The following is a 22,236-nucleotide window of genomic DNA, read 5'->3' on the forward strand; positions in this document are numbered from 1 at the left end:
CACTATTTCTGGCTGAACTCATACGCATGCGTGCGTTCGTCGGTACGCGGAATATACGTGATTCCCTTTTTCATCGCCCAGGTAGTGACTTGCTGGTGAATGGGGATCAGGCCATAGTCGTTGACGGTAATCGCGGTCGCTTCCTGCAGCAATTTCAAGCGCGCCTTGTCGTCCACTTCATTCATGGCCTTGCTGAGTATGACATCCATCTTCGGATTGCAGAACTTGGTCCAGTTGGTGACGCCAAAACCCTTTACTGGATCATCGCAGGCGGCTATCGCGCGCAAAGGCGATGATACTTCACCGGTCTGCGCGCCCCAGCCCAGCAAGCCCATGGAAAATTCCTGCTTGATGCCGCGTGCCGAGTAGATGGACATCGGCATGCCTTCCACCTTGGCCGTGATGCCTATGCGCGACAGCATCTGCGCGATGGTCTGCGTGATTTTTTCATCGTTCACGTAGCGGTTGTTAGGCGTATGCACGGTGATACCGAAGCCGTTTGGATAACCGGCTTCGGCCAGCAGTTTTTTTGCGGCTTCCGGGTCGTATTTGACGACCTTCAGGTCGGGGTTATGGCCGAACAGCGTCAGCGGCACCAGATTATTCGTCGGCTGCGACAAGCCTTCCATCACACGGTCGCGGATGGCATCGCGGTTCACGGCCATGGAGATCGCCTTGCGCACGCGGATATCTTTCAACGGATTCTTGTCCAGCGGCTTGCCGTCCTTGTCGGTGACAAAAGGCGATTTGTCGCGCAGACCATCCAGGTATAGATAAATCAGCCTGTGCGATACCTTGGACACCATGGTCAGGCTGGCGTCATTGCGCACCCTGGCCACGTCCGGCGTCGGCACGTTTTCCAGCGCCTGTACATCGCCTGCCAGCAAGGCCGCCAGCCGGGTAGCGCCGTTGGGGATGAAGCGCAGCGTTACCTTGCTCCAGCTAGCCGGTTTCTTGTCCCAGTAAGCGGCAAACCTGTCCATTTCTATGCGGTCATCACGCAGGTATTTGGAAAATTTGTAGGGCCCGGTGCCGACCATGCCCTTGCCGCTGGAGAAATCGTCGCTGCTCAGGCCCTGGGTCGCCTTCTTGGATACCATGTACACCGAAGTCAGGTCGGCCAGCATCAGCGGGTACGGTTCCTTGGTCGTCAGGCGTATCGTGTAGGGGTCTATTATCTTCTTGTTGATGATGGCCTTGGTATACACGTCAAACTTGCCTGGGCTATTGACGATGGTGGCGGTCCTGTCCAGCGACCACACCACGTCTTCGGCTGTGAATTCGCTGCCGTCATGGAACTTGACGCCCTTGCGCAGCTTGAATTCCCAGGTCAGGTTATTGACCAGGGTCCAGGATTCTGCCAGGCCGGGTATCAGGCGGCTGTCGGCATCCATCTTGACCAGGGTCTCGAACATGTGGTCGGACACGTTCAGGTTGGAAAACAGATTATAGAAATGCGGATCCAGCGAAGTGGGCGGCGAACTCATCGCCAGCTTGAATTCCTGCGCGAGAGCAGCCGGCGCGGCGGCGACCAGCAGGGCGGTGCCTGCGGCAAGCAATAGGTGGCGAGATGCATTGCGCGGCTGGCGAACGATTCCCCGGAACAAAGACAGCATGGAAACTCCTTAAAGTGAGGGAGATAGGTCTACAATCATTAATAACTTAAAGAAGACGGCCACTTGCTTGCGTTGCAACAACATACACTGTGCGCTATTTCGGTGCAACCAAATCAAGCCTGGGCAAACCCGCATAGCGTCGTGTTTTGCCTACAAATTGCCTGCCGCCATTCTTTGAGGCAAAATAAATCGTTCAATCCTTCTTACAAAAATCATCGCCCTGGCTACGGCGGACCTAACAGGCCCCTCCGGCAAACCAGGCAACAGGGAAACCAATACGGAGACCATCATGAAGCTGATCGACCCCATCATCCAGTTCCATGCAGAACTGCAAAAGATACGACGGGATATCCACGCCCACCCCGAACTGTGCTACGAAGAACACCGCACGTCGGAAGTGGTTGCCCAAAAACTGCAGGAGTGGGATATCCCCGTGATCCGCGGTTTGGGCGGCACCGGCGTGGTCGGCGTCATCAAGAACGGCAGCAGTTCACGGGCAATTGGCTTGCGGGCCGATATCGATGCACTACCCATGCAGGAAATCAATACTTTCCCACACGCATCCAAAAATGAAGGCAAGATGCATGCCTGCGGCCATGACGGCCATACGGCAATGCTGCTGGGCGCCGCGCATTATCTGTCCCAGCACCGGCAGTTTGACGGCACCGTGTATGTGATCTTCCAGCCGGCCGAAGAAGGCGGCGGCGGCGCGCGCCGCATGATAGAGGACGGCCTGTTCGACCAGTGCCCGATGGAGGCCGTGTTCGGCATGCATAACTGGCCGGGCGCCGAGGTAGGCACTTTCGGCGTGACGCCGGGCCCGATGATGGCTTCCAGTAATGAGTTCTTCGTAACGGTAAAAGGCAAGGGTTCGCATGCGGCGCAACCGCACAAGAGCGTGGACCCCATCATGGTGGCGGTGCAGATCGCGCAAAGCTGGCAAACCATCATCAGCCGCAACAAGAGCCCGCTGGATACCGCCGTGCTGTCGATCACGCAGATCCATGCCGGCAGCGCTACCAACGTGATCGCCGACGATGCAAAATTGGTAGGCACGGTGCGCGGCTTTACTACCGAAGTGATAGACCTGGTGGAATCCCGCATGCGCGCGATTGCCGAACATACTGCCGCCGCTTTCGGTGCCGAGGTGGAATTCAAGTTCAAGCGCAATTACCCGCCGCTGGTCAACCATGCGAAGGAAACAGCTTTCTGCGTCGACGTGATGCGCGGCGTGGTCGGCGATGCCAAGGTAGATGCGCAGGTGGAACCGACCATGGGTGCGGAAGACTTTGCCTTCATGCTGCAAGCAAAGCCCGGCTGCTATGTGTTTATCGGCAACGGTGAGGGCGAGCACCGCGACATTGGCCACGGCCTGGGGCCATGCAACCTGCACAACCCCAGCTATGACTTTAATGACGACCTGCTGCCCATAGGCGCGACCTATTGGGTCAGGCTGGCAGAAAGCTATCTGGCAAAATCCTGAGCAGCCTTGCAGTGCTGCAAGGCCACGCTGTAAAGCCAGAATGGAATGTAAAGCCTGAATTTAAAACTCTTCCCAATCGTCGGTGCCGGGCGTGGTCATGGCCTTGCGTACCGGCGCCTTGGGTGCGGCTGCTTTGGCAGGGATACGCTGCGTGGCCGATGTGGTCGGCTTAGCCGATTTGGCCACAGCTTGCGTCACCGCCGGCCTCTTGATTGCCGTACTGGTATTTGACGGTTTTACGGCTGGCGCAAGGGTTGATGCGAGATGCGCATCGCTGAGCTTGAACACGCCGACTACGCGGCTCAGATTGCTGGCCTGTTCCTGCAAGGCGCCCGCCGCTGCCGCTGCCTGCTCTACCAAAGCCGCATTTTGCTGCGTGACCTGGTCCATCTGCACGATCGCATCATTGATCTGCTCTATGCCCGTACTCTGCTCCTGGCTCGCTGCGGTGATCTCGCTGATGATATCCGTCACCCGCCGCACGCTGGCCACCACTTCATCCATCGTGATACCCGCCTGATCCACCAGCCGGGTACCCAAATCAACCTGCTCTACAGAGTCATTGATCAACTGCTTGATTTCCTTGGCGGCACTGGCGGAGCGCTGCGCCAGGTTGCGTACTTCAGACGCAACCACCGCAAAACCCCTACCCTGTTCGCCTGCGCGAGCCGCTTCCACCGCCGCATTCAATGCCAGGATATTGGTCTGGAAGGCGATACCGTCGATGACACCGATGATATCGACGATTTTCTTCGATGATTCATTGATGGAGCCCATGGTCTGCACCACTTGCGACACCACGCTGCCGCCTTTTTGCGCCACTTCGGAAGCCGAATGCGATAGCTGGTTCGCCTGCTTGGCGTTGTCACCGTTCTGCCGCACCGTTGAAGTCAGCTCTTCCATCGACGATGCGGTTTCTTCCAGCGAGCTGGCCTGGGTTTCGGTGCGGGTAGACAGATCCATATTGCCGCTGGCGATTTCCGATGAAGCCGTGTTAATCATGTCGGTGCCGGTGCGGACTTCACTCACCACCCTGAGCAGGCTGGCGTTCATCTCCTTCAGCGCATCCAGCAACTGGCCGGTTTCATCCTTGCTGTCGGATACGATGTGGCTGGTCAGGTCACCCGAGGCCACTGTCTGCGCCACTCGCAGCGCCTGCTGCAAAGGACGCGCAACGACGCGCGCAATGAAGTAGGCGAGCACCATGCCCAGCGCAATGCTGACAACGAGAACCCCAATGATCATCGTGCGCGAGTTGGCATAGATGTCTTCTCCCAGGCGATAGGCAGCCACACCACCATCTACATTCACCTTGACGATATTGTCCATGCGCTTCAGCATTTCGCCATTCAACCGTGAAGATTCTCCGCGCAGGATATCGCGCGCTTCCTTGGGCTTGCCCTCCTTGGCCAAGGCCACCAGCTTGCCATTCTCTGCCGCATAGGCTTCCCACAGCGACGTATATTCGGCAAACAGTTTTTTCTCAGCTGGCTCGGAAATCAAGGCGGCGTATTCGGATTCATATTTTTTCAGCTCGCCGACATAGTCCTTGAAGCGGCCCAGGTATTTGTTGATGTCTTCCTCGTTGTCAGACAAGACGATCTGCATTTCCTGCGTGCGGATGCGCGAGATTCTTTCCTTGATACCCATCGCCGCATTCACCGACGGCATCCAGTTAGTGCCCAGATCAAAAGTGGAGTTGTTCACCCTGGCCAACTGGATGATGGAAAACACGCCAAGGAAGGTAGTCAGCAGCAATAGCGCGATAAAGCCGGTGAACAATTTTGCTGAAATTTTCAGGTCGTAAAACAGTTTCATATTCCATCCTCTCGATTGGCTGCGACAGCGATCTATGCGGACTTACGGACTCTATTTATACTTTTATGCTTGCTGTAAACGATATTACGCTCCCTTTACCCGTAGACATGGTCAAATTAACAATAATTAGCAATATAAGCGACGATAGCCGCAATTAACTTCAAGATAAAGTGACAGCGCCGGAGTAGGTGTTGTACAAAAAGAGGATTAAATTGCCTCGGGAGAAATGATCATGGCCATATGTTTGATGTCCAGACAGCTTCGTTAGACTGAATGCATGAAAATAGCCGCCGTAATTCACAATCCCTATCTCTTGTGGAGGAGGCTCTTCATTGATTTTGTTGTTTTCAGCCACAGCCCGCTGCTCCCGGCAAGATAAAATTTTCAAACAAATCACATAGTTGCCATGTTTAAACGCTGTATCGGCAAAATCAGCTTTGCTGATTTTTAGATGCAATTGCATTACAGTGGGCTTTTTCGGCAATAACGGGCTAGAGACACTTATCATGTTGATCAATTGCGTGACTTATCAGGAAGGCCGGAAGCTATCCGACATCCCGATTGAACAAATCAGTAACTATGTAGAGAAAAAAGACTGCTTCGTCTGGGTCGCGTTGCGCGATGCGTCCGAAGGCGAACTACGGCAGATGAAGCACGAGTTCAATCTGCATGAACTCGCGGTGGAAGATGCGCAGCATGGGCACCAGCGGCCAAAGATAGAGGAATACGGCGACTCCCTGTTTGCCGTCATCCACACGGTAGAACTGGTGGACGGCGAGGTCAGCATAGGCGAGCTGAACCTGTTCGTCGGTGAAAACTATGTGCTGTCGGTGCGCAATCGCTGCCAGCAAAATTTCCTCGGCGTGCGTGCCCGCTGCGAACACGAACCGCATTTGCTTAAACACGGCTCGGCCTTCGTCTTTTACGCATTGATCGATGCCGTGGTGGACCGCTATTTCCCGGTGGTCGAAGCACTGGAAGAAGAGCTGGAACTGGTGGAAGAGCAGATTTTCGCCTCCGGCAGCGAACGCGCAAATATCCAGCGCCTGTACCAGTTGAAGCGCAAGATCATGATGGTCAAACATGCCGTCACGCCGCTGATGGAAGCCACCAGCAAGCTGTATGGCGGCCGGGTACCGCCTATTTGCGCCAATACGCAGGAATACTTCCGCGACGTCTATGATCACCTGTACCGCATCAATACCACGATAGAAACCATACGCGATACGATCAGCACGGCGATCCAGGTCAACCTGTCCATGGTGGCCATAGACGAGAGCGAAGTGAACAAGCGCCTGGCAGCCTGGGCGGCGATCTTCGCGGCGGCAACCGCCTTTGCCGGTATCTGGGGCATGAACTTCAAGGCCATGCCGGAACTGGAATGGCGCTACGGCTACCCGTTTGCGCTGGCAGTGATGGGCAGCGTGTGCGGCTACCTGTATTACCGTTTCAAGAAAACCGGCTGGCTGTAGCAGTAAACCCAATTTTCAAGACGTACAGGCTGCTTACTATGCTAAAACGCGGCGCGTAATTTTTATGCGCCGTTTACATTTTGCATTACCCTTTTTAGAGAATCTTTATGTCGCGGCTGCTAATCTGAAAGCACCAAAACGACTGAAGATTTTCATGAACCACAACATCAGCAGTGCATCGGCAATCGCCTTTCCCGTACCGCCCGATGAATTCTCGGCAGAGCTGCAATCCTGCAAACACGAAAAATTCCTGTTTGAAGATACGCCAGCCGCCGCGCGCAGCAAAACCGCAGAGATAGCACCGCTACCCCACATCAGCTATCGCAGCAAACCCAGGGTCGAGCAAAACGATTTCATCATGCGCATCACTGTCGATGCCGCTGCGGTGACCGAGCTCAGGCATGTCATCGTCGGCACCTGCGGCGAGCTTGTCAACTACATGCGCGTAAAGCCGGTGGACCATGCGACAAAAATGAAAGTCTGGCTCTGCCTCAGCAAATCTTCGGTTGACACCATCATCCGCAATGTGATGCGCGCGCTGCCGCAGGCGGAGTTCGGCAAGATCACGCCGCTGCTGCCGGTTTGATCCCGGTCTGACCCTCGCCTCAACCTATCCAATTTATCGAGAATATCATGCGCAATATCGAAGGCATCTGGGTTCCGCTCGTCACGCCGTTCAGAAACGGCCAGCTTGATCTGGACAAGGCACAGCGGCTGGCCCGCAAGCTTATCAGCGCCGGCGTACACGGCCTGGTCGTCTGCGGCACCACCGGCGAAGCCGCAACGCTGAGCGAACAGGAGCAGCAACTGCTGCTGGCGGCAGTTGCCGAGGCAGCGCAAGACAGTTGCCCGGTGCTGATGGGCATCAGCGGCAGCGACACACGGGCGCTTGCAGAAAAAGTGAAGCGCCTGAATAGCAGCCGCTGCGCTGGTTTTCTGGTGTCAGCACCCTCCTATGTACGTCCATCACAAGAAGGCATTCGCCTGCATTTTGAAGCGATTGCGCAGGCCAGCGACGCACCCGTCGTGCTGTACAACATACCATCCCGCACGGGGGTCAATATTGAACTGGCAACTGTCGTTGCCTTACAGGCTCAGCCGAATATCGTCGCGATCAAGGAGTGCGGCGGCAATCTGGCACAAATGCTGGAGCTGGTCCATCACACCCGGCTGCAAGTGCTGTGCGGCGACGATGCGCTGCTGTTCCATTCCCTTTGCCTGGGCGGGCACGGTGCTATTTCTGCCGCCGCACATATACGGCCTGAATTGTTCGTGCAACTGTATGAGCTAGCGCGCGCGGGCCGGATGGACTCGGCACGCGTCTTGTTCGGCCAAATGCTGCCATTGATACAGCTAATGTTCTCAGAACCCAATCCGGCACCGGTGAAGGCAGCCCTCGCTATGCAAGGCCAGTTACAGGAAGAACTACGGCTGCCGATGACACCGATGTCCAAACCCGGCAGGGCCAGACTTGCAGCCGCGCTGGAAAAGCTGATGGCAGTCGATGGCATGGAGATACCCGCTGCCATTGCCCACCACAAAACCGCTCATTTGAATCTAGTGCGCTAAACATCTCAGTCTTAATGAACATCCAAACAGGAAAGTCACGGAATTTATGATCATCACCATTGCCAACGAATCCGGCGGCGCCAGCAAATCCATGTTGGCAGATAATCTGGCTGCCCTGCGCGCCATCGCCGGACGCAAGGTCTTGTTGCTGGACAACGATCCCCAGCATGCCTCAGTCAACTGGTGTGCCGAGCGGCAGGCCAGCGGCAAGCGTCCGCAAGTCGCTGCGCGGCCCATCAGCGGCAAGGGCTTGCAACCGGAGCTGGAAAACCTTGCTTATCGCTATAACGACATCGTTATCGATACCGAATCGCGCGATTCCCTGGGCAGCCGCTCAGCGCTGATCGCAGCCCACGTCGCGATCATTCCTGTCGATCTGGAATGCCTGGAACAATTGAACGAAGCAAAACTGCTGGCACGCATAGATACGGCACGTCTTTTCAATCCAGGGCTACGCATACTGGTAGTGGCAATCTGTGCAGAAGAACCGCCTTGCGCTGAAAAAATGGCAGTCGTCCGCAATTTCGTCGCCAGCATACCTGCGGCGCAGCTATTCCATACGGCTATACATTCTGGCAGCGCATTGCGCCTGGCTTTTCAGGATGGACTTTCGGTATGTGAATACCAGCCCGCAGACCGTGAGGCCATCAGCGAAATGAAAGAATTGTGCAGCGAGATATTCGGCCGTTGATCGTCATACGCACTGGATCATGCTGAACAAGGCAACATGAACGCGCATTTTTTCCCCGTTTTTGTCATTCTGCTGCTGGTACTGAATCCACTGGCTTGTACCTATGCACTACGGCAAGGTACGGCCGGCAAGAGTGCCGGGGACGCACAATGGCTGATCCTCAAAACCTGCGGCTGCTCGCTGTGCATGCTGCTGGCCATCAGTATTCTGGGGCAGACCGTCATCCGCTGGTTTTCTTTGTCCACCGCCAGCGTGCAAGTCAGCTCCGGCCTGATCCTGTTCCTGCTGGCCGTCAGCATGATTTTTTCCGGCGTGCGGCCCGTAGCGCAACTATCAGCTTCCACCATTGGCCCAGACGCCTTCGGCGCCATGCTGGCCTACCTGGCCGGCCCCACTGCCATGGCCAACGTGCTGTTGCTGAGTGCAACGCAAACCGGCCACTGGCCGGCAATGGCTTTGGCACTCGCTTGCGCGGTAGCGGCGTCGGCCGCCCTGATGCAGTTGTGCTACCGCTTGCAGCACCATTTCGGTTTTTCCATGGCCGCCAGCGGCATCCAGAAATTAATGGGCCTGCTGCTGACCGCTGTTGCAGTGGACAGGATATTGCTCGGATCCCAACAATACTTTTCTGCCTAGCACCTGCGCCTGGCGGGCTTTACCTACAGGACTTCCCCGATTGGATATCTGATGATACTGACTATCGCCTCACAAGAGGCCTCCTCTCTTCCACCGTTAAGCGCCTATGCGCAAGACCTGGCGTCCACCACATCAATAGCATCCTCGATTGCCGCGGCACTGGCGCGGCGTAGGGCCAACGCCGGCCGCAACGTGTTGCTGATCTGCCAGAAACCGGCGGACAAACAAGCCAGGCAGCATGCGCATGAAAGCGAAGAATCCGCGTGGCTGGCAACCGAGATGAAAGCCGGCGCCAGGGTACGAAAATTAGCCATGGAAGAGATAGCCAGTGAACTGAGTACCGCGAAGGATTTGTATCATGATGTAGTGATCGACATGCCCAGGCTGCAGCATGGGGATTCACTCTATGTCCTCGCCGCTACCGGCCTGGCCGTATTTGAAATACAGGTATCCAGCTGGAACCCTGACCGGCAAAAGCGTCTGGTGCAGCGCATCAGCGCCGCCCGCTCGTGGAACCCGGGCCTGCCTGTACTTGTGATGGTCGATGATATGGACAGCCTGGCCGCCCACTCAATTATCTCCAAACTCTCTGAACGGGTGCCGAATATACGCTTCATCCACCAGCATGCGATGCCGCAGCAGGGGCAGGCGAACAACGACGCATCGCTGACGGCCTTGTATCAGGCCATCTATAGGTGCTGAGCTGCGTCTTCGATACTCCGCTTGCATAAGAAAAGGCCCGTATCACGCAGATACGGGCCTTTTTTGCATGACTTTTACACGAATTTTGCAAAATATCTGCGGGCGACTGTAGTACGCCGCCCGCCACATAGCAGGATCAGAAAGTCTTGCTGATCGTTGCTACCAGAGCCTTCTTGCCCAGGAATTTACCATTTGCAGGGGAAGCATAGGCGGCTTCGCCGGCATTGGTGCCGATGAATGCCAGTGCGCCCGTTACTACGCCGAAGTCCTTGGTGACACCGATTTTCCAGTCTGTATAGCTGTAGACATCATTGTTTTTCACTTTTTGATGACCTGCATGCAGGTTCAGCACCAGTCCCTCGGCAACGTCAATATTCGCACCCAGGTCCAGGTAGCCGCTGTTCTTGCTATTGGCAAAGCCGAACAGGTTGGTGAAGGAATAAGAATATTTTGCATAAGCCGGGCCATAGCCGACCTGGCCATAAACTTCTGTCGTATCGGCGCTGGTAGGCAGGCCGTTGGAAGGATAGACATAGCTCAATACGCCGACGTCGTAGCTGACATCCTTGACGATCTCGCCGCGCTTGCCGGCATACAGATCCCATTCTATATCGCCGCTACCGCCTGCATCCTTGGTCCACTTGATCGTGGACAGCCAGGTGCCTGCATAGAAGCCGCTGGGGTTGTGCGTGTAATCGGCACCGCCCTGCAAGGCTGGCTGCAGGCGAGTCTGCGAAATGCCGCGATAGCGGTAATCCGATGTCAATGCTGCATTGAAGCTGACTTCATTGTCCGGCTTGGCTTCTTCCGCATGGGCAAAACCTGCTGGAATAACTGCAGAAAAGATGCCGCCGACTGCGGCTGCCAGGATCAATTTTTTCATACTACTTCCTTTCGATGATTAACGACTCAGGTCGTTCTGTGGGGCACTGCTGCATCAAACTATGGCAAATTGCAGCAGTGCGAAAAATTTTGGGCGTGCAGAAGCCCTGCCGGCGAGCGGACGGCTTGCCGGTTTCTTGAATTAATTAAGGGTAAAGCTAGCTGGGTAGCAGTAGCCGGTAACCCACTGCCGTCTCTGTCAGCAGGTAGCGCGGCTGGGTGGGATCATCTTCCAGCTTCTGTCGCAGATGCCCCATGTAGATCCTCAGGTAATGGCCGCTCTCGGAATGGGATGGCCCCCACACCTCGCGCAGCAGTTGCGGATTGCTGACCACCCTACCGGCATTGGTTACCAGCACTGTCAGCAGCCGGTATTCGGTCGGCGTCAGGTGTACCATCTGGCCGGACTTGGTCACCAGCCTGGCCTTCATGTCCACCTTCACTTCACCGAACTGCACCACGCCATCCAGGCCTATGCCCGGCTGGCGCTGGCGCCGGAAAGTAGCTCTGACCCGCGCCAGCAATTCGCCGACGCCGAAGGGCTTGGTCAGGTAATCGTCGGCGCCGGCATCCAGTGCCCTGATCTTGTCGGCCTCGCTGACCCGGGCAGACAGCACGATGATGGGTATGCTGGACCACTTGCGCACATCCAGGATGAAGTCGACGCCGTCCCCATCCGGCAAGCCCAGGTCCAGAATAATCAGGTCAGGCTGGCGGGTACCGGCATCAATCAGGCCGCGCTGCAAGCTGCCGGACTCAAAGATCTGCCAGCCCTCTTCTTCCAGCGCGCTGCGCACAAAGCGGCGTATCTGCGGTTCGTCTTCAACCAGCAGCGCCGTCGGTGCTGTGGCAGCCGTATTGCTTGTCGTTGTCAAATTGGCTTGTGTCATAGTGTTGCTTGTAAATGGGGGTTGGCGCCTGCTTGGCGGCTATCCGGGTCTTCCAGCTTGTCCAGCTCGGCGGGCTCATCCATATCCGGCATCGCGGGGGGCGTGCCCAGCGGCAGCGTGAAGACGATGCAGGCGCCGCCATCCGGCGATTTCCCAGCCTGGATAAGGCCATGATGCGCTTCGACGATGGCGCGGCATATGGCCAGTCCCAGGCCCACACCCGGTTTGGCCGATTCGCGCTCGCCGCGGGTAAATTTTTCAAAAATGGCTTCCTCGCGTCCGCTGGGCAGGCCGGGGCCGTTGTCGTACACCATCACATCCATGTGGCTGCCATTGGTTGCGGCGCTGATGGTGATGCGCGATCCGGCAGGCGTATATTTGGCGGCATTTTCCAGCAGATTGCACAGCACCCTTTCTATCAGCACCGCATCAAAACTGACCAGTGGCAGGTCGCGATCCAGCCTGGTCACAATCTGGTGCTGTACCAGTTGCGAGCCGCTGGCGCGCAAGGCGCTGCCGACCACTTCTTCAAACGGCTGCCACTGCAAGTTCAACTTGACTTCGCCGCTCTGTATCCTGGCCATATCGAGCAGATTGGACACCAGAGCACTCATGCGTAGCGTCTCGTCATGCAGCGCTTGCGCCATCTGCTGCTGCACCGTGCTCAAGGGCGGCTTGGACATGGCCAGTGATTCCGAAATACCGACCAGCGAAGTCAGCGGCGTGCGCAAGTCGTGCGACAGGGCCGCCAGCAAGGAGTTTCGCAGGCGCTCGGATTCCATATGGATCAGCGCGTCCTGTGCCACTTCGATATAGTGCACGCGTTCCAGCGCGATCGCGGCCAGTGCGGCGAAGGTATCCAGTTGCTGCCTTTGCTCGGGAATCAGTATCCAGCGGCGGCTTTCCGGCTGTATCGCCAGCAGGCCGCGGGTGCGCATCGGTGCTACCAGCGGCAGGTAAAAGAAATTGCTGGCCGGCAGGGTATCGGTGCCTATGCCGGCGGTTTCCACGCGGTCGAAGGCCCACTGGGCGATTCCCATGTCCAGACCTGGAATCGCCGGTACCGGCGCCTGCAGGCGGCCGTTTTCATCCGGCAGCAACAGCGTGGCTGTCGCGCGGAAAGCGCGCTGTATGATCGCCTGCGTGGTTTCTGAAATTTGCTCCGCCTGCAGCACGCCGGACAGATCGCGCGCAAATTCGTACAGCGCGCGCGAGCGGGATTCGCGGTGCGAGGCTACCCTGGCCTGGTAGCGCAGGCCGGCAGTCAGGTGGCCGGTGATCAGGCCCACCACCAGCATCACGGCAAAGGTCAGCCCGTATTGCAGATCACTAATCGCAAAGGAAAAACGGGGCGGCACAAAAAAGAAATCGAAGGCGGAAACGCCGACGACGGTTGCCAATACCGATGGCCCGCGGCCAAACCTCACTGCGACCAGCACCACGGTCAGCAGGAATAGCATCGCAATGTTGACCAGGTTGAAGACCTGTATCAGCGGTGTTGCCAGCAAGGCGGTGCCCAGGCTGGCCAATCCGGCAAACACATAGCGCAGATAGCGCGGCGGCACCCGGGTGCTGGCGGCTTTTTCAGCGATGGTCTTGATCTTGTCGCCGGAACGGGACCCCGAATCGCCATCCTGCCCGGATAAGTCGCTTTGCGACGTGGCCCGCCCAATTTCTATCAGGTCGATATCCGGCGCATACATCGCTATGCGCTTCATATGGGAGTCTCGCCATGGCAGGTTCAGCGAACTGCGGCCCATGACGATGCGGGAAAAATTCTGGCCGCGCGCATAATCGACTATCGCCTGGGCGATGTCGCTGCCGGACAATACTGCGGTACTGGCGCCCAGGTCCTGCGCCAGCTTCAGGCTTTTCAGGATGCGTTCACGCTGTGCCGAAGGCAGCCGCTGCAACGCGGGGGTTTCTATATACACCGCATGCCAGACTGCGTTCATCTGGCTGGCCAGCCTGGCAGCGCTACGTATCAGGTGATCCGCATCGGCCCGCGGCCCCACGCACGCCAGCAAGGCTGCATCAGTCTTCCATACTGCACTAATGGATTTTTCTATGCGGTAAGCCTGGACATCATCTTCCACCCGGTCCGCCGTGCGGCGCAAGGCCAGCTCACGCAAGGCGATCAGGTTGCCCTTGCGAAAAAAATTCCGCGCCGCGCGTTCTGCCTGCTGTGCCTTGTACACGCGCCCGGTTTTCAGCCTGGCCAACAATTCATCGGCGGGAATGTCCACCAGCACCACTTCATCGGCTTCATCAAACACAGTGTCAGGCAGGGTCTCCGCCACGCGTATGCCGGTGATGCCGCCGACTACATCGTTCAGGCTCTCCAGATGCTGCACATTGACGGTGGTAAATACGTCTATGCCCGCGTCCAGCAGTTCTTCCACATCCTGCCAGCGCTTGGGATGGCGCGATCCGGGCGCATTGGAATGCGCCAGCTCATCCATCAGTATCAGCGCCGGCTTTCTTTCCAGCGCGGTATCGATGTCGAACTCGGACAAGGTCTTTTCGCGGTAGGTAATCTGCCTGAGCGGCAGAATTTCCAGGCCATCCAGCAAGGCCGCCGTTTCATTGCGGCCGTGGGTTTCTATCACGCCTATCAATACCTGCTGGCCATCCGCCAGCATTTTGCGCGCAGCGGTCAGCATCGCATAGGTCTTGCCGACGCCGGCCGACGCGCCGAAATAGATTCTCAGCTTGCCGCGCGCAGCCCGGCGCTCCTGCGCCTGCACATGGGCGAGCAAGACATCGGGGTCGGGACGCAAATCGGAGCGTAGATCGCTGCTGGTGGCCATAATTCCTTATAGTATTGCAAATTCTTTAAGAGACTGAAGAGACTGTTGCGAAATTAGCCTGGCCCACCTACCCGCCAAGCTAATTTAGCAAGAGACCTTGGAGTACCGGCCTCTCCTCACCAGTTGCGGTTGAGAGAGACCGGCGCTGCCATTAACTGCTAGTGCTTCTTGTCCAAAGCCAGGTTCAGTGCCAGCACATTCACCCGGGGTTCTCCGAAAAAGCCCAGAGCCGGATGCTCGCCCAACTGGTCTACCAGGCTGCGAACCTCTTCGACTGTCATTTTACGCTCACGCGCTATCCTTGGTGCCTGGTAATACGCGGCAGCCAGGCTGATTTCCGGGTCCAGTCCGCTACCCGAGGCAGTCACCAGGTCTACCGGAATTTTCGCGGTGTTGGCCGGATCGGCAGCTTTCAAAGCGTCTATCCTGCCCTTGACCGCATCTATCTGGGCCGGATTGGTCGGGCCCAGGTTGGAGCCGCTGGAATTGGCAGCATTGTTGGGCATAGGCCCGGTGGCCGATGGCCTGCCCCAGAAATACTTAGGGGAAGAAAAAGCCTGGCCTATCAGCGATGACCCGACCGGCTTGCCGTCACGCATGACGATGCTGCCGTCTGCCTGGTCGGCAAAGGCCAGCTTGCCTATGCCTGTAACCGCGTATGGGTAGACGACGCCAACCAGCAGCGTCAGGCTGGCAAACAGCACCAGCGCGGGGCGCAGGATGGAGCCGCCTGCAGGCACTGAAGGTTCTATAGGTGCCGATGGCCTGCTTATAGCTCTTGCATTGAGTGAACTCATGATAATTTCCTTAATCTTTCTTCGCTTCTATTAAGCCAGGTGCAATACAGTCAGTATCACGTCGATCAGCTTGATGCCGACGAAAGGCAGGATGATGCCGCCCACGCCATAAATCAGCAGATTGCGGCGCAGCAGCAGCGCTGCGCCAATAGCCCGGTATTTCACGCCCTTAAGAGCCAGCGGGATCAGGAATACGATGATCAGCGCATTGAAGATCACTGCCGACATGATCGCCGACGATGGGCTGGTCAGGTGCATGATGTCCAGCGCCTTCAATTGCGGATAGGTGCCGACAAAGGCCGCCGGAATGATCGCAAAATACTTGGCGATATCATTTGCAATCGAGAAAGTGGTCAACGAGCCGCGCGTCATCAGCATCTGCTTGCCGATTTCCACGATCTCCAGCAATTTGGTCGGATTGGAATCCAGATCCACCATATTGCCGGCCTCTTTGGCCGCCTGGGTGCCGGAGCTCATCGCCACGGCGACGTCGGCCTGGGCCAGCGCCGGTGCGTCATTGGTGCCGTCGCCGGTCATCGCCACCAGCCTGCCTTCGGTTTGATGGCTGCGGATCAGCTTCAGCTTGTCTTCCGGTGTTGCTTCCGCCAGGAAGTCGTCGACCCCTGCTTCTGCAGCGATGGCGGCAGCGGTCAGCTTATTGTCGCCGGTGATCATGATGGTCTTGATACCCATGCGGCGCAGTTCCGCAAAACGCTCCTTGATGCCGCCCTTGACGATATCTTTAAGCTCTATCGTGCCCATCACCCTGCCGTCGTCGACCACGACCAACGGTGTGCTGCCGCGGCGCGAAATGTCGTCCACAGTCTTGGAGACTTCTGCCGGGAAAGGACGGCCCAGGGTTTCTACATATTTCTTGACGGAATCGGCGGCACCCTTGCGGATGATGCGCTCGGCGATATCCACGCCGCTCATGCGGGTCTGTGCAGTGAACTGCACGAAGTGCGCATTCAGCGAGGCCATCTCACGTTCACGCAAATTGAAACGCTGTTTTGCCAGCACCACGATACTGCGGCCTTCCGGTGTTTCATCAGCCAGCGACGCAAGCTGTGCGGAATCGGCCAATTGCGGCTGGGTCACGCCGGGTGCAGGGAAGAACTCGGATGCCTGGCGATTGCCCAGCGTGATGGTGCCGGTCTTGTCCAGCATCAGCACATCGACGTCGCCGGCAGCTTCCACCGCACGGCCGGAGGTGGCGATCACATTGGCTTGCATCATACGGCTCATGCCTGCCACGCCGATTGCGGACAGCAAACCGCCTATCGTTGTAGGAATCAGGCAGACCAGCAGCGCGATCAGCACGGTGATGGATATCGGCGAGCTGACTATGCCTGCGGCTTTTGCAGCATCCACGCTGAACAGCGAGTAAGGCAGCAAAGTCACTGTCACCAGCAGGAAGATGATGGTCAGCGCGATCAGCAAGATGGTCAGCGCAACTTCATTCGGGGTTTTCTGGCGCTTGGCACCTTCCACCATGGCGATCATGCGGTCGATAAAGGCTTCGCCGGGATTCGACGTGACCCGCACGACCAGCCAGTCGGACAATACGCGGGTGCCGCCAGTCACGGCAGAAAAATCGCCGCCGGATTCACGGATCACCGGTGCGGACTCGCCTGTGATGGCGCTTTCATCCACGGTAGCAACGCCTTCTATGACTTCACCGTCGATAGGAATGACGTCATTCGCTTCCACCAGTACCACGTCACCCTTGCGCAAGTCTGCAGCGGAGGCTGGCAGCCAGGTCGTGCCGTGTTTAGGCGTGGCCAGTTTCTTGGCGATTACGGTTTGCTTCAGAGCACGCAGCGACGCCGCCTGCGCCTTGCTTCGGCCTTCGGCCAGTGCTTCGGCAAAGTTGGCAAACAGCACCGTGAACCACAGCCAGATGGAGATGGCCAGGATGAAGCCGGAGCTGGCCTCGCCCTTGCCGAGCAGCGACTGCACGAACAGCATGCTGGTGATGATGCTGCCGATATACACGACGAACATCACCGGGCTGCGCAATTGCGTGCGGGGGCTCAGTTTTCTGAACGAATCGATAATAGCCGGTACGATCAGGCTGGAATCAAACAGCGACAGGCGAGCCTTGCCGCTTTTTTGCAATGCATCTTCGGCGTTATCGGTGCTACCGGCGCTTTTATTCGCGGCAGCATCGACTTTCCCGGCTATGCTTTTTTGTACACTTGTAGTAGACATGAAATTTCCTTTGCTGTTGGCTTAGTGCGTAGCAATGAGTTGCAGGTGCTCGACTATCGGACCCAGCGCGAGCGCAGGCACATAGTTGAGTACACTGATCAGGACTACGGTACCGATCAACAGGCTGATGAACATAGGACCGTGGGTAGGCATGGTTCCGGCATTGGCTTCCAGGCGTTTCTTGGATGCCAGCGAACCGGCAATCGCCAGGATGGGCACGATCATCGCAAAACGGCCAAACCACATCGCAATCGCCAGCATGATGTTGTAAAACGGTGTATTCGCAGTGAGGCCGGCAAACGCACTGCCGTTGTTATTGGCGGCCGAAGTGAACGCATACAGCACTTCGGAGAAGCCATGCGCACCGGGATTCAGAATACCGGCCTTGCCGGCTTCCGCCATCACGGCAATCGCGGTACCTGCCAGCACCAGTGCCGGTGTCACCAGGATAGTGATCGACGTCATCTTCATCTCGAAAGACTGGATCTTCTTGCCTAGGTATTCAGGAGTACGGCCTATCATCAGGCCGGCAATGAACACAGCCAGGATTGCGAATATCAGCATGCCGTACAGGCCGGAACCTACGCCGCCGAATACCACTTCACCAAACTGCATCAGCACCAGTGGTACCAGGCCGCCGACTGGCATCAGAGAATCATGCATTGCGTTGACCGCGCCGCAAGAAGCTGCAGTAGTAATCGCCGCAAACAGGGCGGATGCATCGATACCGAAACGGGTTTCCTTGCCTTCCATATTGCCGCCGGATTGCAGTATCGTGCTAGCCTGGTCCACGTTCATCGATGCCAGGACAGGATGTACCTGCTGTTCCGCATACATGACGGACACTGCCATCACTACGAACAGCACAGTCATCGCCGCCAGCACTGCCCAGCCCTGGCGCATATCGCCAACCATGCGGCCGAACGCGAAGCACAGCCCGGCAGGAATCAGGAAAATCGAGATCATCTGGAAGAAATTGACCAGTGCATTCGGGTTTTCATACGGATGCGCAGAGTTGGCATTGAAGAAGCCGCCGCCATTGGTGCCCAGCATCTTGATCGCTTCTTGCGAAGCAACCGGGCCCATCGCCAGTGTCTGGGTCTTGGTGGTCAGGGTTTCCATCACGGGAGCACCCTTGGCGTCTTTCAAAGGCTGGCCATCTGCACCGACCTTGGGCTGGCTATAGGTCACCGGATCCATCAACTGCACGTCCTTGTAGCCGGAGAAGTTCTGGATCACGCCCTGGCCGACCAGGAACACTGCAAAGATCACCGACAAAGGCAGCAGCAGATACAGCGTGGAGCGAGTCATATCGGTCCAGAAGTTGCCTATCGATTTGGCGGAATGACGCGAGAAACCGCGTATCAGCGCAAACACCACGGCAATGCCGGTGGCAGCCGAAAAGAAGTTCTGGCCCGCCAGCACCAGCATCTGGGTCAGGTAGCTCATCGTCGATTCACCGCCGTAACCCTGCCAGTTGGTATTGCTGACAAAGCTGACCGCGGTATTGAATGAGGAATCGGCACTGACGTTAGCGAAAGCCTGAGGATTCAGCGGCAACCATGCCTGGATACGCTGTATCAGGTACACCGCCAGCGCGCCCAGCGTATTGAACAAGACTAGGGCCAGCGCGTATTTCTTCCAGCCCATTTCTTCATTGGCCTTGACGCCGGCAATACGGTATAGGCCTTTTTCCAGCCAGGACAGCCAGCCCATGCCGGGAACGGCTGCCTTGTCATCTGCAATCCGTGCAATGAACTGGCCCAGCGGGTAAGACATGGCCAGCAGCACGAGCAGGAAAACTATCAATAAAACAATTGCTTGCGTAGTCATTACAGCTCCTCAGCTTTCAATAAAGCCACGATCAGGTACACAAACAGCGCAGCAGATACCACCGCGCCTATCACGTAGAAAGTGTTCATGCCTGGCCTCCCAGTTTGTCGCAACCCTTGGCCAGGGCCCAGATCAGCAGGAAAAATGCGAGCATCCCGCCTACATAAAAAATGTCTAATAAATAATCCACGATTACCCCCATGTTTTTGAGAATCGGCTGACCGCCGCTGACGGTTGTGCAGCAAAATAGGAAAGCGATTCTTACAGGCTGAAGCTTAGCCAGACCGGTCTAAAGATTTTGTAAAGACTGTGGGGTGGGGTGTAAACAAGATGTAAAAATTGCGTAAAAAACGCAATATCGTGGGGGCGTGCAGTCTTGGGGAGGAGAATAGGCGATCAAAAGCCGATCGCGTTTCGCGAACTGCTTTGATTAAAGCGGCTGGTGCCGGATAGTGCTGGATAGCCCCGGCCGCGATGAAACCACGCAGCCAGGGATAGACTGGTTCTACAACATCGCCTTGAATACGCGGCGCTTGAATTCAAACGAGAAGGGATGCCAGAAGGCCATCTGGCGCTGCGTCATCAGCAAGCCTGCCAGATTATGCCGCGGAGATATCCACCAATGGGTGCCCGCCACGCCGCCCCACTCAAAGGTGCCGGCAGACGCTTCCGGGTCCAGCGAAGACGGTTCTACCGTGACCGCGCCACCCAGGCCAAACACCTTGCCCGGCACCGGTCCCAGGCCGGGAAAGCCTATGCTGAGGCCGGGCGCAAGCTGATTGCTCATCATTTGCGTGATCGTTTCCGGCTTCAGCAAGGTCGGGCTGCCATCCTTGGCTACGATCAGGCTGCGTATCAGTGCCACCATGTCCGGCAGGCTGGACACCAGCCCGCCGCCGCCGGACATGCGCGGTATCGGCGTGACGAAGGCGCCGGGGAAAGGTGAATTTTCCAGCCGCTTCAGGCCTGGTTTCATCGGGTTCATCATATCGCTGCCGGCATAGTAGGCTGTAAAACGATCCAGCTTGTCCGCCGGCACCACAAAGCCGGTATCGAGCATGCCCAAGGGAGTGAAAATGCGCTGCTGCAGGAATTGATCAAAGCGCTGGCCGCTGACCACCTCCACCAGCCGCCCCAGTACATCGGTCGCGATAGAGTATTCCCAGCGCGTGCCGGGATGGAAACTCAAAGGCAAATCCGCCAGCACGTCCATCATCTGTTCCAGCGTCTGCGCGGGATTCATCACCTTGCGTTCGTTATAGGCATTGTCGAACAGGCTGCCCGGATTCAGAAAGCCGTAGCCCAGGCCGGCGCTATGGTTCAGCAGCTGGCGCACCGTGATCGATGATGCCGCAGGCTCGGTATCGTCCAGGCTGGTCGCACCCGGTTTCAGCACGCGGCGCTGGCCCAGTTGCGGTATGAAATTTTCTATCGCATCGTCCAGACCCAGCAGGCCTTCTTCCACCAGCAGCAGCACCGCGCAAGAAGTCACCAGCTTGGTATTGGAAAAGATGCGGAACAGGTGGTCGGTGCGTAGCGGGATATTGTTTTCCCTGTCGGCCCAGCCAGCGGTATGGACGTCAACCAACTCGCGGCCGACCAGCACCGCGGACGATACGCCGGCCAGCAACTCGCGGTCCACATAGGATTGCAGTGCATCATGCACTGCGCTGAAATCGTAGCCTTTTCCGCTTACCTGCATAGACGTTCCTATTTTGTATGTTCCAGTGAATCTGACATGCTACCGAATATTTGCCTGTTACGCTCGCTTGCAAGCTCGCGTACCTAAGCTGCACTTGGTCCGACTTAGCCTTCAGCCCATCCAGTAGCCCGGCTGCGCATAAATCGCCTTCAGCTTTTCTATAAAAAACCTCACCTTGGCCGGCAGATTGCGCTGCTGCGGATATACCGCCATGATGTTGTAGTCCGGCAGCGCGTAGTCATCCAGTACCGTCACCAGCTCGCCGGACGCCAGTTGCGCCTGTATCTCCCAGGTGGAACGCCAGGCCAGGCCCAGGCCCTCGCAGGCCCAGCGATGTAGCAGTTCGCCGTCATTGCAATCGAGATTGCCGTTGGCCCGTATCGTGACCGGCTTGCCGTTTTGCTGGAAATACCAGCCGCGCTGCTGCCCCCCCTGCAGGTTGAAGGCCAGGCAGTTGTGCTTTTCCAGGTCTTCCAGCGTGGCCGGCACGCCGTGCCTGCGCAGATAGTCCGGTGTGGCGCACACCACACGCCGGTTGGTCGCCAGCTTGATGGCGACAAAGCTGGGGTCGATCGCCCCGCCTATGCGTATGCCGAAATCATAGCCCTCGCGCACCAGGTCCACCACGCGGTCGGTCAGGTTGAAGGAGATGCGCACATCCGGGTGTTCCGCCAGGAAGGCCGGCGCATGCGGCGCCACGTGCTTGCGTCCGTAGGCAGCCGGAGCCGATACCACCAGATGGCCGGTGGCCTTGTGCCGACCTTCCGAAATGATCTTTTCCGCGCTATCCAGTTCATGCAGCAATTTCTTGCAATGATCGAGGAAGACCGTGCCCTCTTCCGTCAGCCGTAAATGGCGCGTGGTCCTGTGCATGAGCTTCACGCCCAGGCGTTTTTCCAGCGCGTCTATCCTGCGCCCCAGCATCACCGGCGTGATGTTTTGCCCCAACGCGGCGCGGGTCAGGCTGCCCTGCTCTATCACGTCGACGAAGGCCTCTATCTGCTTTAGCTTATCCACTTAACTTATCCATAAGACAATGTTTTCAGGTTTCCCCGGCGCTGCTTTTCTGGCTTATTCCATACTTCAAGTATTGAATAATACGATTTTTTATCCTCTTATCAAAC

Annotated in this window: 20 protein-coding genes; 7 read left to right on the forward strand and 13 right to left on the reverse strand. The window is 57.1% G+C overall.

All coding sequences use genetic code 11. The features are described 5' to 3' along the window. Positions 1-2: 2 nt before the first annotated feature. Positions 3-1,616, reverse strand: coding sequence for an ABC transporter substrate-binding protein (locus IEW12_RS23430; RefSeq protein WP_188568561.1), 1,614 nt, complete (start codon positions 1,614-1,616; stop codon positions 3-5). A gap of 289 nt (positions 1,617-1,905) precedes the next feature. Between IEW12_RS23430 and IEW12_RS23435 the strand changes: the two genes are divergently transcribed. After that, the gene (locus tag IEW12_RS23435; RefSeq protein WP_188568562.1) at positions 1,906-3,099 is read left to right on the forward strand and encodes a M20 aminoacylase family protein; all 1,194 of its coding nucleotides are present in this window, start codon (positions 1,906-1,908) and stop codon (positions 3,097-3,099) included. Positions 3,100-3,159: 60 nt separating this feature from the next. Here the strand turns inward: IEW12_RS23435 and IEW12_RS23440 are convergent, their stop codons facing one another. Continuing rightward, positions 3,160-4,917, reverse strand: coding sequence for a methyl-accepting chemotaxis protein (locus tag IEW12_RS23440; RefSeq protein WP_188568563.1), 1,758 nt, complete (start codon positions 4,915-4,917; stop codon positions 3,160-3,162). Positions 4,918-5,077: 160 nt separating this feature from the next. Continuing rightward, on the reverse strand, positions 5,078-5,380 hold the full coding sequence (locus tag IEW12_RS23445; RefSeq protein WP_188568564.1) for a hypothetical protein: 303 nt from the start codon (positions 5,378-5,380) through the stop codon (positions 5,078-5,080). A 43-nt stretch (positions 5,381-5,423) separates the two neighbouring features. Between IEW12_RS23445 and corA the strand changes: the two genes are divergently transcribed. From corA to IEW12_RS23475, 6 genes are all read left to right on the forward strand, one after another. Further along, entirely contained in the window at positions 5,424-6,389 is a 966-nt protein-coding gene (gene corA, locus IEW12_RS23450; RefSeq protein ID WP_188568565.1) for a magnesium/cobalt transporter CorA, read from the forward strand. 154 nt (positions 6,390-6,543) lie between these two features. Next, positions 6,544-6,975: a hypothetical protein gene (locus IEW12_RS28955; RefSeq protein WP_229751311.1), complete on the forward strand. Its 432-nt coding sequence runs from the start codon at positions 6,544-6,546 to the stop codon at positions 6,973-6,975. Positions 6,976-7,022: 47 nt separating this feature from the next. Further along, the gene (gene dapA / locus IEW12_RS23460) at positions 7,023-7,958 is read left to right on the forward strand and encodes a 4-hydroxy-tetrahydrodipicolinate synthase (RefSeq protein ID WP_188568566.1); all 936 of its coding nucleotides are present in this window, start codon (positions 7,023-7,025) and stop codon (positions 7,956-7,958) included. 46 nt (positions 7,959-8,004) lie between these two features. Continuing rightward, positions 8,005-8,649 carry an AAA family ATPase gene (locus IEW12_RS23465; protein ID WP_188568567.1) on the forward strand — a complete coding sequence of 215 codons (645 nt, stop codon included), beginning with the start codon at positions 8,005-8,007 and terminating at the stop codon, positions 8,647-8,649. Between the two features lie 36 nt (positions 8,650-8,685). Continuing rightward, positions 8,686-9,285 carry a MarC family protein gene (locus tag IEW12_RS23470; RefSeq protein WP_188568568.1) on the forward strand — a complete coding sequence of 200 codons (600 nt, stop codon included), beginning with the start codon at positions 8,686-8,688 and terminating at the stop codon, positions 9,283-9,285. 51 nt (positions 9,286-9,336) lie between these two features. Beyond that, a complete protein-coding gene (locus IEW12_RS23475) occupies positions 9,337-9,987 on the forward strand; it encodes a hypothetical protein (protein ID WP_188568569.1) in 651 nt (216 codons plus the stop codon). 136 nt (positions 9,988-10,123) lie between these two features. Here IEW12_RS23475 and IEW12_RS23480 read toward each other — a convergent pair whose 3' ends face one another. From IEW12_RS23480 to IEW12_RS23525, 10 genes are all read right to left on the reverse strand, one after another. Then, positions 10,124-10,870 (reverse strand): TorF family putative porin, encoded by a 747-nt coding sequence (locus tag IEW12_RS23480; protein ID WP_188568570.1) that lies wholly within the window; start codon positions 10,868-10,870, stop codon positions 10,124-10,126. A gap of 157 nt (positions 10,871-11,027) precedes the next feature. Next, positions 11,028-11,759, reverse strand: a complete 732-nt coding sequence (gene kdpE, locus IEW12_RS23485; protein ID WP_188568571.1) for a two-component system response regulator KdpE — start codon at positions 11,757-11,759, stop codon at positions 11,028-11,030. Beyond that, entirely contained in the window at positions 11,756-14,569 is a 2,814-nt protein-coding gene (gene kdpD / locus IEW12_RS23490; protein ID WP_188568572.1) for a two-component system sensor histidine kinase KdpD, read from the reverse strand. Before kdpD ends, kdpE begins: the two co-directional genes overlap by 4 nt. A gap of 158 nt (positions 14,570-14,727) precedes the next feature. Continuing rightward, on the reverse strand, positions 14,728-15,366 hold the full coding sequence (gene kdpC, locus IEW12_RS23495) for a potassium-transporting ATPase subunit KdpC (protein WP_188568573.1): 639 nt from the start codon (positions 15,364-15,366) through the stop codon (positions 14,728-14,730). 30 nt (positions 15,367-15,396) lie between these two features. Next, complete coding sequence (kdpB, locus tag IEW12_RS23500) at positions 15,397-17,577, reverse strand: potassium-transporting ATPase subunit KdpB (RefSeq protein ID WP_188568574.1); 2,181 nt, start codon at positions 17,575-17,577, stop codon at positions 15,397-15,399. Positions 17,578-17,598: 21 nt separating this feature from the next. Beyond that, a complete protein-coding gene (gene kdpA, locus IEW12_RS23505; protein WP_188568575.1) occupies positions 17,599-19,410 on the reverse strand; it encodes a potassium-transporting ATPase subunit KdpA in 1,812 nt (603 codons plus the stop codon). Next, positions 19,410-19,499: a K(+)-transporting ATPase subunit F gene (gene kdpF / locus IEW12_RS23510; RefSeq protein ID WP_188568576.1), complete on the reverse strand. Its 90-nt coding sequence runs from the start codon at positions 19,497-19,499 to the stop codon at positions 19,410-19,412. Before kdpF ends, kdpA begins: the two co-directional genes overlap by 1 nt. Continuing rightward, positions 19,496-19,600: a potassium ABC transporter ATPase gene (locus IEW12_RS23515; protein ID WP_188568577.1), complete on the reverse strand. Its 105-nt coding sequence runs from the start codon at positions 19,598-19,600 to the stop codon at positions 19,496-19,498. Before IEW12_RS23515 ends, kdpF begins: the two co-directional genes overlap by 4 nt. Positions 19,601-19,915: 315 nt before the next feature. Beyond that, positions 19,916-21,112 carry a serine hydrolase domain-containing protein gene (locus IEW12_RS23520; RefSeq protein WP_188568578.1) on the reverse strand — a complete coding sequence of 399 codons (1,197 nt, stop codon included), beginning with the start codon at positions 21,110-21,112 and terminating at the stop codon, positions 19,916-19,918. A 111-nt stretch (positions 21,113-21,223) separates the two neighbouring features. Continuing rightward, positions 21,224-22,129 (reverse strand): LysR family transcriptional regulator, encoded by a 906-nt coding sequence (locus IEW12_RS23525; RefSeq protein WP_188568579.1) that lies wholly within the window; start codon positions 22,127-22,129, stop codon positions 21,224-21,226. Positions 22,130-22,236 lie beyond the last annotated feature (107 nt).

This window comes from Parundibacterium terreum (assembly GCF_014636315.1).
Lineage (GTDB): Bacteria > Pseudomonadota > Gammaproteobacteria > Burkholderiales > Burkholderiaceae_D > Undibacterium > Undibacterium terreum.